Origin of the sequence: Streptomyces sp. NPDC048483 (assembly GCF_040651455.1) — a bacterium.
Classification (GTDB): Bacteria; Actinomycetota; Actinomycetes; order Streptomycetales; family Streptomycetaceae; genus Streptomyces.
Window position 1 is genome coordinate 22,903 of the sequence record NZ_JBEZJZ010000050.1, and the last position, 13,173, is coordinate 36,075.

The following is a 13,173-nucleotide window of genomic DNA, read 5'->3' on the forward strand; positions in this document are numbered from 1 at the left end:
CTGGTGGCCCGGCCGATCCCGCTGCTAGCGTCGCGCCATGACGTTCCGCCGAAAGGGCCGTGCCGCGTAGGCGCCCGTCCGCCGTACGCGGCGATATGCCCCTGCGCGCCCACAGCCGGCAGCAGTTCCCGGTGATCGATCGGCTCTCCGGTGCCTGCGTGGCACATATCCGCAGGCTGGAGCGCACCCGGCTGTGGCCCGGTGCGGCGCCCGAGGCCTTCTGGCACTGGTCGGTCCTCGCCGGGCGGCCGCTCCGTCACTTCGCCCATGGCCGTTCTCTCGGCTGCCCCTGCACGCAGTGCGAGTTCGGCTATGACGCCCCCTATTACCGCACGGTGCTCGAAGTCGTGCTGCGTCACCTGCCCCGGAAGTCGGCGCGCGAGCTGCGTGTCAGGGTGTGGGCCCTGGATGCGCGGATCCGGGGCAGGGTGCTGGGCATCTGTGCCGATGCCCCGGACGCGCTGTGGTGGGAGCAGTGGTAGGGCGGCCCCAGGAGGAGAAGCGGCCCGGCGCACGGGTGGGGGCTGTGGAGGTCAGCCGGTACGGGCCGGTCGCGGCGGCCGCTGGCAGCGGGGGCAGAAGTAGCTGGAGCGGTTCATCCAGGGGCGGCGGCGGATGGGGGTGCCGCAGCGGCGGCAGGGTTCGTCCTCGCGGCCGTAGGCGTCCAGGGAGCGGTCGAAGTAGCCGGATTCGCCGTTGACGTTGACGTAGAGGCTGTCGAAGCTGGTGCCGCCGACGTCGAGGGCAGCGTTCATCACGTCCCGCACGTGGCCGAGCAGCTCGGCGGTGCGGGGGCGGGTGAAGCCGGCGGTGGGCCGGTCGTAGTGGAGCTTGCTGCGCCACAGCGCCTCGTCGGCGTAGATGTTGCCGACACCGCTGATCAGGGACTGGTCGAGCAGGGCCCGCTTGATGGTGGTCCGGCGGCGGCGCAGCGCGTCGTGGAAGGCGGCGTCGTCGAAGGCGGGGTCGAGCGGGTCGCGGGCGATGTGGGCGATGACGTCGGGGAGGTGGTCGGCGTCGCCGGGGACGGTGTCGTGGACGGAGAGGCCGCCGAAGGTGCGCTGGTCGACGAAGCGGAGTTCGGTGCCGAGGTCGTCGGCGAAGCGGATGCGGATGCGCAGGTGTTTTTCGTCCGGGGCGTCCTCGGGCTGGACGAGAAGCTGGCCGCTCATGCCGAGGTGGGCGAGGATCGCCAGGCCGTGGGTGACGGACGGGGTGACGAGGGGGGCGATGCCTTCGGCAGCGGTCTGGGCGGCCGGGCCGCCGCCGGTCACCGGGAGCCAGAGGTATTTGCCGCGCCGGCGTGCCGTACCGATGCGCAGGTCCTTGAGGCGGGCCGCGAAGTCGGCCGCGCCGGCCGTGTGCCGGCGGATGGCGCGGGGGTGGCGGACCTCGACGGCGTCGATGGTGCGGCCGCTGACCCAGCGCTCCAGTCCGCGGCGTACGACCTCGACCTCGGGCAGCTCGGGCACGGGACGCTCCTCATGATCAGTTCTGGGAAAGGACCGGGAAGGACAGGGGAGGGACCGGGAAAAGACTTCTGACCCCCTCCGGAGCGGGCGGGCCGCTCCGGAGGGGGTCAGAGGTGGTGTTTCAGTGTGCCGACGACGGGGCGTCGCCGGAAGCCGGAGCCGAGTCCGCGGCCGGCGACGTGCTGTCGCCGGATGCCGACTCCTTGGCCTTGGCCGCCTCGTCCGCCGCGGCGCGGATTGCACGCCACGCGGACTCGGCCGCCTGCTGCTCGGCTTCCTTCTTGCTGCGGCCGGTGCCGGTGCCGTACGAGACACCACCGACGCGGGCGGCAGCAGTGAAGGTCTTCTCGTGGTCCGGGCCGGTCTCGGTGACCAGGTATTCCGGAACGCCGAGGCCTTCGGTCGCGGTGAGTTCCTGGAGGCTGGTCTTCCAGTCCAGGCCCGCGCCCAGGCTGGAGGACTTCTCGATGAGCGGGTCGAAGAGCCGGTGCACCAGCTCGCCGGCCGCATCGAGGCCCTGGTCGAGGTAGACCGCGCCGATCACCGCTTCGAGGGTGTCGGCGAGGATGGAGGCCTTGTCCCGGCCGCCCGTGCCTTCTTCGCCCCGGCCGAGGCGGATGAAGGCGCCGAGGTCGAGGCCGCGGCCCACCTCGGCAAGCGCACGCGAGTTGACCACCGCGGCCCGGAGCTTGGCCAGCTGGCCTTCCGGGAGGTCGGGGTGGATGCGGTACAGCGTGTCGGTGACCACCAGGCCGAGCACCGAGTCCCCGAGGAACTCGAGCCGCTCGTTGGTGGGCAGACCGCCGTTCTCGTATGCGTACGAGCGGTGCGTCAGCGCACGTACCAGAAGGGCGGACTCGAGCTGGTACCCGAGCCGCCCTTCCAGAAGCGTGTGGGACGAGGCTGTGTCCGCCGGAGTCGGTTCATCCCCGCGCTTGCGGGAAGTCGCATTGGCGTCTGACATGGAGCCTGTCACCAGCCGCTCAGACCTCGAGGACCTGGCGCTTGTTGTAGGTGCCGCAAGCGGGGCACGCGATGTGCTGCTGCTTCGGCTCGTGGCAGCGCTCGCACGCCACCAGGGTGGGGACCGCAGCCTTCCACTGCGACCGGCGGTGGCGCGTGTTGCTGCGCGACATCTTCCGCTTCGGAACAGCCACGGCTACTTCTCCTGAGGTTCATCCCCGGCATCGCGGGGAACGTTGTCCTTCTCGTCGTCCTGGTTGGTCCCGACGAGTCCCTGCAGTGCCGCCCAACGCATGTCGACGGCATCGTGATGGTGGTCCGGGTCGTCCGCGAGCCGCGCTCCGCATTCGGAGCACAGGCCGGGGCAGCCGTCCTGGCACACCGGCTGCAGCGGCAGTGTGAGCACCACCGCATCCCGCAGCACGGGTTCGAGGTCGAACAGGTCGTCCTCGATGAAGAAGGTGTCTTCCTCGTCCTCGGCGTCGTCGCCGGAGTCCGCGGGGCGGGTCCGGTCGTCGGCGTCGGGGTAGGAGAACATCTCCTGGAAGTCCGCTTCGAGCTCTCGCCCGAGCGGCTCCAGACACCTTACGCACTCCCCCTTCACGGCTGCACGGGCGGTACCTGTGACAAGTACCCCGTCCATGACCGATTCCAGGCGGAGGTCGAGCTCGGTCGGGGCGCCCTCGGGCACTCCGATGACCTCGTTGCCGAGGTCCCGGGGGGCCTCGACGGTGCGGGAGAGCCGCTTGAGCGTGCCGGGACGACGGCCCAGCTCGCGTGTATCGAACACGAGCGGGGAACGGTGGTCGAGGCGGGCGTTGATGGCTTCCTGCTTTCTGTACTGCGTTACGAGCCGCCCGATTCCGACTGGGTATGTGGGCAGCAGTGATCGCGAACGTAGACGCGACCGAACAGCCAGGATACTGGACGGGCCCCGTTAGGCCCAATCCGCTTCCGGCCGGTCCGGGGGCGGACGCCGGGCGGGTTACTGGCGCCGCTGTTCGTACTGCTCTTCGTACTGCCGGATCTGGTCCATGTTGATCATGCTGGTGTCGAAGAGGCTGGTCTCGTCCAGTGCCCCGGCCTGGGCATTCGGGTCCTGGGGGGCGTGCTGGGGCTGCGGCGGCAGCTGTTGCTGCTGCTGGAGGTAGGCGTTCGGGTCGTATCCCTGCTGCTGGGCCTGCTGGGCCTGCTGCTGCCAGTCGTAGCCGTACGGGTCCTGGTGGTGCTGGGCGTACGGGTCCTGCTGCGGCTGCTGGTAGCCGTAGGCGTCCTGCTGCTGATACGCCGCCGGGTCGTAATAGCCCTGCTGAAGCTGCTCCTGGGGCTGGAGCGGCTGCTGGGGCTGGAGCGGCTGCTGGGGGTCAAGGAGCTGCTGGTACTCCTGGGGCTGCGGCGGGGCCTGGGGGGCGGCCTGGGGCGCGGCCTGGGGCGCCTGCGGCTCCTGGCCCGCGCCGATGCCCGCCAGCTCGGCGAGATATTCGGCGTCCGCCTGCGGCTGCCCGGTCTGCGGGTCGCCCGCCGTCGCCAGATGCGCGCCGAGTTCATCGGTCGCCTGCGCGCCCTGGAGCTTGTCGCGGCCGCGGCCGACGGCCTCCAGCGTCTTGGTCAGTACGGCCTGGAAGGCGCCGAACTTGGCGTCCACATAGGCGTCGGCGCGCTGCTTGAGGGTCTCGGGGTCGGCGCTGCGCTCGGGGGCCTCGGCATCCGCGTAGCCCTGCTCGTCGAGTCCCGGGCCGCGGCCGAGCAGCTTCTCGCGGCCCCGGTCGACGGAGCCGATGGTCTTGGTGAGGACGACCTCGAAGTTGGCGAGCTTGGAGTCGACATAGTCGTCGGCCTCGGCGCGGATCTCCTCGGCCTCGCGGCGGGCGTCGGCCAGGATCCGGTCGGCCTCGTCCTGGGACTGCCGGGCGACCTCGGTGTCGGAGATCAGCGAACCGCGGTGGGCGTGCGCGGACTCGATGATCCGCTCCGCCTCGGCCCGCGCCTCCTCGACCATCTGCTCGCGCCCGCCGAGCAGCTCCTGCGCCTGGGCGAGGGAGCCGGGCAGGGCCGCCCGTACCTCCTCGAGCAGGGCGAGCAGCTCGGCGCGGTTGACCACGCACGAGGCCGACATGGGCATGGACCGGGCGCCGCCGACGGTCGCGACGATGTCGTCGAGCTTCTTCTGCACGTCCACCTTGGACTCGCCACTCTCTGAAGGGATGGAACGAGGGAACGGGTCGACTGTACGACCACGGGACCCCGGCCCGACACCTGCTGGCACTTCGTCAGGAGTGCGTCCGGCCGGCGCGCCGTGCGCCGGGTCACCGCTTGTTGCGCAGCCGCTCGGTCAGGGCGTCGAGGACGAACGGCGGCACCAGGTGGGAGACATCGCCGCCCCAGGCCGCGACCTCCTTGACCAGGCTGGAGGAAAGGAAGCTGTAGGTGGGGTTGGTGGGGACGAAGAGGGTCTCCACACCGGACAGCCCGTTGTTCATCTGGGCCATCTGCAGCTCGTAGTCGAAGTCGCTGACGGCGCGCAGGCCCTTGACGATGGCGGGGATGTCGCGCTGCTTGCAGAAGTCGACGAGCAGGCCGTGGAAGGCCTCGACCTCGACATTGCCGTACTCGGCGGTGGCCCGGCGGATCAGGTCGATCCGCTCCTCGACGGTGAACAGGCCCTGCTTCGACTGATTGATCATTACGGCGACGTGGACGACGTCGTACAGCTTGGAGGCCCGGGCGATGATGTCCAGGTGCCCGTTGGTGATGGGGTCGAACGACCCCGGACAGACGGCGCGGCGCAACTTCGTCTCCTCGCTCTGCGGTCCGGTCATGAGGCGCTTGCTGACGTCGAAGCGGCGCGACCGTACCAAAGCGTGGCCTCGCCGTAGCGACGGGCCTTGATCGCTTCAAATCCGTCCGGCCATGGGAATGTGCCGCCTCTGGTGCTGCGCTCCACGGTGACGAGTGCGTCCTCCGCAAGCCACCCCTGACCACGGAGTGTGAGCAGGATCTCGCGAAGATCGGCATCGGTGGCGGCGTACGGCGGGTCCAGGAAGACGATGTCGTACGGGTCTGCCGGGGCCGGGCTCTGGGCGGTCTGCTCGGCCCGGCCGGTGCGCAGTTCGGCGCCGGGGAGGCCGATGACGCGGATGTTGTCCCGGATGATGCGGGCGGCGCGGGTGTCGGCCTCGACGAGCAGGACGTGTGCGGCGCCGCGGGAGAGCGCCTCGAGGCCGACCGCGCCGGAGCCGCCGTACAGGTCGAGCACCCGGGCGCCGGCCAGCGGGCCGTCGAGCGATTCCCAGGTGGAGAACAGGCCCTCGCGTGCCCGGTCGGAGGTCGGGCGGGTGCCGGTTCCCGGCGGTACGGCCAGGCGGCGGCCGCCGGCCGTACCGGCGATCACGCGGGTCATGGGCCCGTCCTTACGTGGTGCGTGGGGTGGAGGTGGTGCACAGGGAGCCGGATGGGCTCGGCTCCACGATATTCCGTCGGCGGACGGGTGGTGGCCTGCGGAGGTCCGCCGCCCTCACCCGGGCCGGGTGATCGATCTCACTGCTGGTCAGGGTCACCCCTTGTCCAGGTACTGCTCGCGTTCGTCGTCCAGCAGGGCGGAGAGCGCGGTGCGCAGCTCGGGGTAGTCCGCGAGCTCGGGGTCGGCGGAGACGACGGCGGTGGCCTCCTCCCTGGCGGCCGCGATCACCTCCTCGTCGTCGATGACGGTGAGCATCCGCAGCGAGGAGCGGACCCCGGACTGCGCCTGGCCCAGGACATCGCCCTCGCGGCGCTGCTCGAGGTCGATACGGGAGAGCTCGAAGCCGTCGAGGGTGGCGGCGACGGCCGCGAGCCGGGCGCGCGCCGGGCTGGCCTCGGGCATCTCGCTGACGAGCAGGCACAGGCCGGGGGCGGCGCCGCGGCCGACCCGGCCGCGCAGCTGGTGCAGCTGGGAGACGCCGAAGCGGTCCGCGTCCATGATCACCATGGCGGTGGCGTTGGGGACGTTGACGCCGACCTCGATGACGGTCGTCGCGACCAGCACGTCCAGCTCGCCGGCCGCGAACTTCCGCATCACCTCGTCCTTGTCGTCCGGGGCCATCCGGCCGTGCAGCACCGCCACCCGGAGGCCGGCCAGCGGCCCGTTGGTGAGCTGCTCGGCGATCTCCAGCACCGCCAGCGGCGGCCGCTTCTCCTCGATGTCCTCCGGTGAACCCGCTGTGGCCGCCGCTGCCTTGGCGCCTTTCTTCGCCCCCTTGGGTGCGTCGTCCTCGTCGCCGATCCGCGGGCACACCACATAGGCCTGGTGGCCGGCCGCCACCTCTTCGCGGACGCGTTCCCAGGCCCGGTCCAGGAAGTGGGGTTTGTCCTTGGCGGGCACGACGTGGCTGGCGATCGGCGAGCGTCCGGCGGGGAGTTGGTCCAGTACGGAGGTCTCCAGATCGCCGAAGACGGTCATGGCGACGGTGCGGGGAATGGGCGTCGCCGTCATCACCAGGAGGTGCGGCGGCTGTTTTCCCTTGCCGCGGAGGGCGTCGCGCTGTTCGACGCCGAAGCGGTGCTGTTCGTCGACGACGACCAGGCCCAGGTCGTGGAACTGCACCTTGTCCTCGATCAGTGCATGGGTCCCGATGACGATGCCCGCCTCGCCGGTGACCAGGTCGAGCAGCGCCTGGCGGCGGGCCGCGACGCCCATGGAGCCGGTCAGCACCACCACCTTGGTGCCCTGCTCGGCGCCGCCCAGCATCCCGGCCTCGGCCAGCTCGCCCATCATCTCCGTGACGGAGCGGTGGTGCTGCTGGGCGAGGACCTCGGTGGGCGCGAGCATCGCCGCCTGGCCGCCGCTGTCGACCACGCCGAGCATGGCTCGCAGCGCGACCATGGTGTTGTGGGTGACCGTGAAGTGGTCGGTCACATAGGCGTGGGAGGGGTGCGCGACGCTGATGCACTGGACGGGTTTGCGGCCTACGTACTCGATGGCCTTGATGGTGCGCCGCAGGCCGCTGTAGCCGGTGGACGCCTCGTCCGGCAGCACCACGCAGACGTCGCGGGCGCCGTCCCGTACGGGGGCGAGCACGGGGCAGCCGCCCAGGGAACGCACCAGCCAGGCGAGGTCCTCGGCCAGCGGGCCGGGCGCTTCGCGGAAGACGGTGTTGGCGCCCGCGGTCCGCCCCCCGGCGTCCATCAGGCCCTGCAGTACGGCCTGCCGGTCCTTGAGCGGGGCGTTGCGGTAGGCGTCCGGGACGCGGCCTTCCTCCTCGGCCAGCGACCGGCCCAGTGCGTACGGATCGAGCGGCCGGTCCTCGCCCCCGTCGAGGTCCACCGGGGTGGCCGGTGGGATGGACCACTTGGGCCGGCCGTCGGCGCGCAGCAGATCGGCCCTCAGCTCGCGGGTCGTCAGCACCTGCTCCCTCTCGCCGTGGGTCCCGACGATCCACAGATGCTCGTCATCGCACTCGACGGTGCTGCCGTCCGACAGCACCAGCCGCCACACTTCCCGCTCCCCCTGCGGGAAGACGCCGTCGACGAAGGCGCGCTCGCCGGAGGGCACCACGACCTCCGTACCGACCGCCATCTCCCCCATGGGCCGGAAGCCGGACGGCGTCAGCACGAGCGCATCGAGCGGCTGGGCCTTGCCGGAGCCCACCTCGCCCTGGAGGAGGCGGTGCATGGGGTGGTTCGTGGCCAGGTCGTCGAAGATCTCGCGGCTGACCTTCTGCTGGCCGTCGGTGAGCGTGAAGGGCAGTTTGGCGTCGAAGGCGTCGAGCAGGCCGTTCGCCTTCAACACCCTGGGTACGGCCGGGAGTTGGGTCTCGGCCAGGCGGCGCCGGGCGAGTGCCACCTGGAGGACGAAGGCCTCGTCCCACTTCAGCCGGGCGCGGGCGTCGGCGATATCGGCCTTGGTGGCCGGCCGGTGGATCTTCAGCAGTGCCTCGGTGAGCGGGATCAGGTCGCGGCCCTCGCGCAGCGCGTCCGGCAGCGGGTCGACGGCGTCCTGGGCGCTGGGCAGCACCGCGTCCACCGCCTTGGCGAGCTTCCAGGAGGCCATCTGCTGGCAGGCCGGGTAGATCGGCAGCAGTTGACTGGCAAAGGCGGTGACGGCGTCGGCCCCGGTGTCGTCACCATCCTTGTCGAGGAGCTGGTATTCGGGGTGGGCGAGCTGGAGTTTGCGGTTGAAGACGGAGACCTTGCCGGCGAACATCGCCCGGCGGCCGGGCAGCAGCTCCTTGTGGGGTTTGTGGATGCCCTTGCCGAAGAAGACCAGCCGGAGCCGGCCGCTGCCGTCGGTGAGGGTGACCTCCAGCCGCTGTCCCCGGCCGTGGTTGAACGTCAGTACGCGGGCGTCGGCGACCTGGGCGACGACCGTGACATGTTCGTCCAGCGGCAGATCGGCGAGGCGGGTCAGCTCACCGCGCTCGGCGTAGCGCCGGGGGTAGTGGTGCAACAGGTCGCCGACCGTGTGCAGGTCGAGATGCTCGGCCAGCACCTTCGCGGTGCTGCCGCCGAGGATTTTCTTCAGGGGTTCGTCGAGCGCTGCCACGCACCTATTGCACACCACGGCACTGACATGTGCGGTGCGCTGCACGGCGAGGCCCGCAAACACAGCGGGGCCCGGGAGCGATGAGTGCTGCCCGGTGCGCTCATTCGACGCCGATGAGCAGCGGCGCCGCGTGCTGCCCGCCCTCGTAGACGACGGTGTCGACGGCCAGGTGGCGCTCGCGGACATGCGCCTCCAGGCGCTGGGCGAGGGATGCGGGAATGTCGGCGCCGAGGACGAGGGTGACCATTTCGCCGCCCGCGGAGAGCATCCGGTCCAGGACCGTCATCGCGGTGGCGGCGAGGCCGGAGCCGATCACGGCGACATCGCCGTCGATCAGGCCGAGGATGTCCCCGGCCTGGCAGACGCCGGCCATCGTCCACGACTGGCGCTCGGCGACGGCCAGCTCGGCGTAGCGGGTGGCGCCGGCGGCCGCGGTCATGGCGACCACGTCCTCGTCGAAGCTGCGGTCCGGTTCGTGTACGGCCAGCGCGGCGATGCCCTGGACCGCGGAGCGGGTGGGGATCAGGGCGACGCGGACGCCTTCGGTGCGGGCCTGTTCGGCGGCGGCCGCGGCGGTGTGGCGCAGTTCGGGGTCGTTGGGCAGCAGCATGACCTCGCGGGCGTGCGCCTGGCGGATTGCCTGGACGAGTTCGCCGCTGGCGGGCGGCTCTCCGGGGCGTACGGAGACGGTGGTCGCGCCGGCGTCGGCGCACAGTCCGGCGAGGCCCGCGCCCGGTACGACGGCGACGACGGCCCGCGCCGCCAGCTCGGGCTCCTTGGTGCGGGTGGCGCCGCCGAAGTGGGTGATGCGGATCCGGTAGGGGCGGCCGGCCTCGATGCCGGCCTCCACCGCGGCGCCCGCGTCGTCGACGTGCACATGGACGTTCCACAGGCCGTCGCCGCCGACGACCACCAGGGAGTCGCCGAGCCCGTCGAGGCGGGTGCGCAGCCGGGCCACGGCGCTGTCGTCGGCCTCCAGGAGGTAGATCACCTCGAAGGCGGGGCCGCCCTCGTCGGCGTCCGCGCAGCCGTCGGCCTCGTGCCCCGTCGCCTCGCGGCCGCCCGCCTCGGGGAGCGGTGCATCGGCCCGTACGGTGACGGGCGCCGACGAGACCTCCCCGGAGAGCGCGTCGGCGAGGGCGCCGAGCAGGGCGACCAGTCCACAGCCGCCGGCGTCCACGACGCCGGCGCGGCCGAGGACCGCGAGCTGGCCGGGGGTGGCCTTCAGGGCGGTGCGGGCGCCGTCGTGGGCGGCCCTCGCGACGGTGGCGGCGTCCCCGGTGGCGCGCTCGGCCGCTTCCGCTGCCGCGGTTGCCACGGTCAGGACGGTGCCCTCCACCGGGTGGGCCACGGCCTCGTACGTCGATGCGGCGGCCCGGCGCAGGGCCCGGCGCAGCGCGTCGGCTAGGCCGTCGGCCGGCTCGTCGCCGGTTGCCAGGACCTCGGTCATGCCGCGCAGCAGCTGCGCGAGGATGGTGCCGGAGTTGCCGCGGGCCCCGATGAGGGCGCCGTGGGCCATGGCGCCGATGGCGTCGGCGAGGGCGGGTGCGGTGCCGGTGGAGGCGTGGCCGTCGAAGGCGGCCTCGACGGCGCGGGTGGCGGATTCGAGGGTCAGGTAGAGGTTGGTGCCGGTGTCGCCGTCGGCCACCGGGTAGACGTTGATCGCGTCGATCCGCTCCCGCTCCCGGCCGAGCGCCTCCAGGGCCAGCCCGCACCAGGCGCGGACGGCGGCGGCGTCGAGCGGGTGCGGCACATCGTCCTCCTGGATCTCGGGATGCACCGCACAGTAGCCGCGCTCCGGCGGGGAGGCCGGGGCGGGTGCCGGGAGGTGCGTGGTAGTTTCGTTCTACGGGAGCGGCCGTTGTATGCTGCTCCGGTTGCCCGATGAAAATCGGGCCATTCCTCTCCTGGCGGCGCCGGTCGGTCAATGCACTCGGTCCGTCGGGATTTCACCGTAAGTGCATCTGAAGTCTTTGGAGTGACCCGTGGCTGCCAACTGCGACGTCTGCGGCAAGGGGCCGGGCTTCGGCAAGAGTGTCTCGCACTCGCATCGCCGTACCAACCGTCGTTGGAACCCCAACATCCAGACGGTGCGTGCAGTGATCGGGCGCACGCCGAAGAAGCTGAACGCCTGCACCTCGTGCATCAAGGCCGGCAAGGTCTCGCGCTGACGTCTTCGCCGTAGCGCAGCCCAGCCGGTTGCTTGTGAAGCCGGTCCACCCCTGGGTGGGCCGGCTTTCGCCTTTCCCGGGGGCCGGGGCGGGCGCGTGCAGTGTGCCCGGCCCCCGGGTTGCGCTAGCTGCGCAGGCGCCAGCCGTGGTCGACGGGGCCGATGCCCGCGCCCAGCCGGAAGCCGGCCGCGAGGGCGCCGCTGACGTAGGTTTTCGCGGCGGCGGCGGCCTGCGGGACGGTGTCCCCCTTGGCGAGCTGCGCGGCGAGGGCGCTGGCGAGGGTGCAGCCGGTGCCGTGGGTGTGCCGGTTGTCGTGGCGGGGGGCGCGCAGCCAGTGTTCCTCGCTGCCGTCGGTGAGCAGGTCGACGGCCTCCGCCGCGTCGGCGGCCAGGTGGCCGCCCTTGATGAGCGCCCAGCGCGGCCCGAAGTCCAGGATGGCGGCGGCCGCGCGCGGCATATCGGCCTCTTCCTGGACGTGTATGCCGGTCAGCTGGGTGACCTCGTCGAGGTTGGGGGTGGCAACGGTGGCGGTCGGCAGCAGCTTGGTGCGGACGGCGTCGAGTGCGGTGGCGGCGAGCAGCGCATCGCCGTGCTTGGAGACGCCGACGGGGTCGACGACGACCGGGACCCGCAGGCCGGCGAGGAGTTCGGCGACGGTTTCGACGAGTTCGGCCGAGGAGAGCATCCCGGTTTTGACGGCCTGGACGCCGATGTCGTCGACGACGCTGCGGAACTGGGCCCGGACGGCCTCGGCGGGCAGCTCCCAGGCGCCCTGCACCCCGAGGGAGTTCTGGGCGGTGACGGCGGTGAGCACGCTCATGCCGTGGGTGGAGAGCGCCAGCATCGTCTTGAGGTCGGCCTGGATGCCCGCGCCGCCGCCGGAGTCGGATCCGGCGACGGTCAGGACGCGTGGCGGTATCTGCGTACGGCTGAGGCGCGGGCTGTGTGTGGGGCTCTGCATGCCGCCGAATCTACTCGGCGTCGCCGTTGTCCCCGAAGTGGTCCCAGCCGGCCTTCGCCCAGGGGGCGCCGTCCACTGTCACCTGCGGCAGGGCGGAGGGGTTGAGGACCTCGCCGATGACCTTCCACCGGGCGGGCAGCTTCACATCCGGGGGGAAGGTGGCCACGATCGCGTGGTCCTCGCCGCCGTTGAGCACCCACTGCATGGGGTCCACGCCGACCGCCGTACCGATGTCGGACATCTGCGAGGGGATGTCGATGGCCGCGGAGCGCAGATCGATCCGGACGTTGCTGGCCTCGGCGATGTGCCCGAGGTCGGCGACCAGCCCGTCGCTGACGTCCGTCATGGCGGTGGCGCCGAGTCCGGCGGCCGCCGGGCCCGCGTGGTACGGCGGTTCGGGGCGGCGGTGGGCCTCGACGAAGGCGCGGGGTGAGCGGAAGCCGCGGGAGAGGACGGCGTGGCCGGCGGCGGACCAGCCGAGCCAGCCGGTCACCGCGACCACGTCGCCGGGCTGGGCGCCGCCCCGGGTGACCGGTTCGGCGTTGCGCAGATCGCCGAGGGCGGTGATGGCGACGGTGATGATCTCGCCGCGTACGACATCGCCGCCGACCACGGCGGCGCCGGCCACCTGGCACTCGTCGCGCAGCCCGTCCATCAGCTCGGTCGCCCAGGTCGCGGGGAGTTCCGCGGGGACGACCAGGCCGAGGAGGATCGCGGTGGGCACGGCGCCCATGGCCGCGATGTCGGCGAGGTTCTGTGCGGCGGCCTTGCGGCCCACGTCGTAGGCGGTGGACCAGTCGCGGCGGAAGTGTCTGCCCTCCAGGAGGACGTCGGTGCTGGCCACCACCCTCCGGTCGGGCGCGGTGACCACCGCGGCGTCGTCCCCCGGCCCGATGCGTACGGCCGGGGTGGAGGTGAGCCGGGCGGTGAGCTCCTTGATCAGCCCGAATTCCCCCAGCTCGCCCACGGTGCCCTTCATGCTGTTGCCCTTCCCATGTGTACGGACCGTCCGTACGTGGCCGACGACTGCGCCGCACTTGCCGCTTTCACCGCGCGGGTCTCCCCGCTCCGCACGGTGACGCGGTA

Annotated in this window: 13 protein-coding genes; 2 read left to right on the forward strand and 11 right to left on the reverse strand. The window is 72.0% G+C overall.

Annotated features, from left to right (window positions below):
• The first annotated feature begins 59 nt into the window (after window positions 1-59).
• The gene (locus AB0D04_RS23825; RefSeq protein WP_362706712.1) at window positions 60-482 is read left to right on the forward strand and encodes a hypothetical protein; all 423 of its coding nucleotides are present in this window, start codon (window positions 60-62) and stop codon (window positions 480-482) included.
• Window positions 483-533: 51 nt separating this feature from the next.
• Here the strand turns inward: AB0D04_RS23825 and mutM are convergent, their stop codons facing one another.
• From mutM to AB0D04_RS23870, 9 genes are all read right to left on the reverse strand, one after another.
• A complete protein-coding gene (gene mutM / locus AB0D04_RS23830) occupies window positions 534-1,472 on the reverse strand; it encodes a bifunctional DNA-formamidopyrimidine glycosylase/DNA-(apurinic or apyrimidinic site) lyase (RefSeq protein WP_362706715.1) in 939 nt (312 codons plus the stop codon).
• A 121-nt stretch (window positions 1,473-1,593) separates the two neighbouring features.
• Complete coding sequence (gene rnc / locus AB0D04_RS23835; RefSeq protein ID WP_362706718.1) at window positions 1,594-2,436, reverse strand: ribonuclease III; 843 nt, start codon at window positions 2,434-2,436, stop codon at window positions 1,594-1,596.
• 19 nt (window positions 2,437-2,455) lie between these two features.
• Complete coding sequence (rpmF, locus tag AB0D04_RS23840; protein ID WP_028802425.1) at window positions 2,456-2,629, reverse strand: 50S ribosomal protein L32; 174 nt, start codon at window positions 2,627-2,629, stop codon at window positions 2,456-2,458.
• A 2-nt stretch (window positions 2,630-2,631) separates the two neighbouring features.
• A complete protein-coding gene (locus AB0D04_RS23845; RefSeq protein WP_362706721.1) occupies window positions 2,632-3,225 on the reverse strand; it encodes a YceD family protein in 594 nt (197 codons plus the stop codon).
• Window positions 3,226-3,420: 195 nt separating this feature from the next.
• The gene (locus AB0D04_RS23850) at window positions 3,421-4,614 is read right to left on the reverse strand and encodes an ATP synthase F0 subunit B (protein WP_362706724.1); all 1,194 of its coding nucleotides are present in this window, start codon (window positions 4,612-4,614) and stop codon (window positions 3,421-3,423) included.
• Window positions 4,615-4,741: 127 nt separating this feature from the next.
• Window positions 4,742-5,254, reverse strand: coding sequence for a pantetheine-phosphate adenylyltransferase (coaD, locus tag AB0D04_RS23855; protein ID WP_362706727.1), 513 nt, complete (start codon window positions 5,252-5,254; stop codon window positions 4,742-4,744).
• The gene (rsmD, locus tag AB0D04_RS23860) at window positions 5,251-5,835 is read right to left on the reverse strand and encodes a 16S rRNA (guanine(966)-N(2))-methyltransferase RsmD (protein WP_362706730.1); all 585 of its coding nucleotides are present in this window, start codon (window positions 5,833-5,835) and stop codon (window positions 5,251-5,253) included. The genes coaD and rsmD overlap by 4 nt, the downstream gene beginning before the upstream one ends.
• Window positions 5,836-5,988: 153 nt before the next feature.
• Window positions 5,989-8,955: a helicase-related protein gene (locus AB0D04_RS23865; protein ID WP_362706733.1), complete on the reverse strand. Its 2,967-nt coding sequence runs from the start codon at window positions 8,953-8,955 to the stop codon at window positions 5,989-5,991.
• A gap of 100 nt (window positions 8,956-9,055) precedes the next feature.
• Complete coding sequence (locus AB0D04_RS23870; protein WP_362706790.1) at window positions 9,056-10,708, reverse strand: DAK2 domain-containing protein; 1,653 nt, start codon at window positions 10,706-10,708, stop codon at window positions 9,056-9,058.
• A gap of 232 nt (window positions 10,709-10,940) precedes the next feature.
• Here AB0D04_RS23870 and rpmB point away from each other — a divergent pair, with 232 nt between their 5' ends.
• Window positions 10,941-11,126: a 50S ribosomal protein L28 gene (gene rpmB / locus AB0D04_RS23875; protein ID WP_006602870.1), complete on the forward strand. Its 186-nt coding sequence runs from the start codon at window positions 10,941-10,943 to the stop codon at window positions 11,124-11,126.
• A gap of 124 nt (window positions 11,127-11,250) precedes the next feature.
• Here the strand turns inward: rpmB and thiD are convergent, their stop codons facing one another.
• Complete coding sequence (gene thiD, locus AB0D04_RS23880; RefSeq protein WP_362706736.1) at window positions 11,251-12,087, reverse strand: bifunctional hydroxymethylpyrimidine kinase/phosphomethylpyrimidine kinase; 837 nt, start codon at window positions 12,085-12,087, stop codon at window positions 11,251-11,253.
• A gap of 10 nt (window positions 12,088-12,097) precedes the next feature.
• The gene (locus AB0D04_RS23885) at window positions 12,098-13,066 is read right to left on the reverse strand and encodes a thiamine-phosphate kinase (RefSeq protein WP_362706739.1); all 969 of its coding nucleotides are present in this window, start codon (window positions 13,064-13,066) and stop codon (window positions 12,098-12,100) included.
• Window positions 13,067-13,173: the final 107 nt, after the last annotated feature.

Coding starts and splice junctions, on each gene's coding strand:
- rnc (WP_362706718.1), bottom strand. CDS start 2,436: ATGTCAGACGCCAATGCGACTTCCCGCAAGCGCGGGGATGAACCGACT.
- coaD (WP_362706727.1), bottom strand. CDS start 5,254: ATGACCGGACCGCAGAGCGAGGAGACGAAGTTGCGCCGCGCCGTCTGT.
- rsmD (WP_362706730.1), bottom strand. CDS start 5,835: ATGACCCGCGTGATCGCCGGTACGGCCGGCGGCCGCCGCCTGGCCGTA.
- thiD (WP_362706736.1), bottom strand. CDS start 12,087: ATGCAGAGCCCCACACACAGCCCGCGCCTCAGCCGTACGCAGATACCG.
- AB0D04_RS23885 (WP_362706739.1), bottom strand. CDS start 13,066: ATGAAGGGCACCGTGGGCGAGCTGGGGGAATTCGGGCTGATCAAGGAG.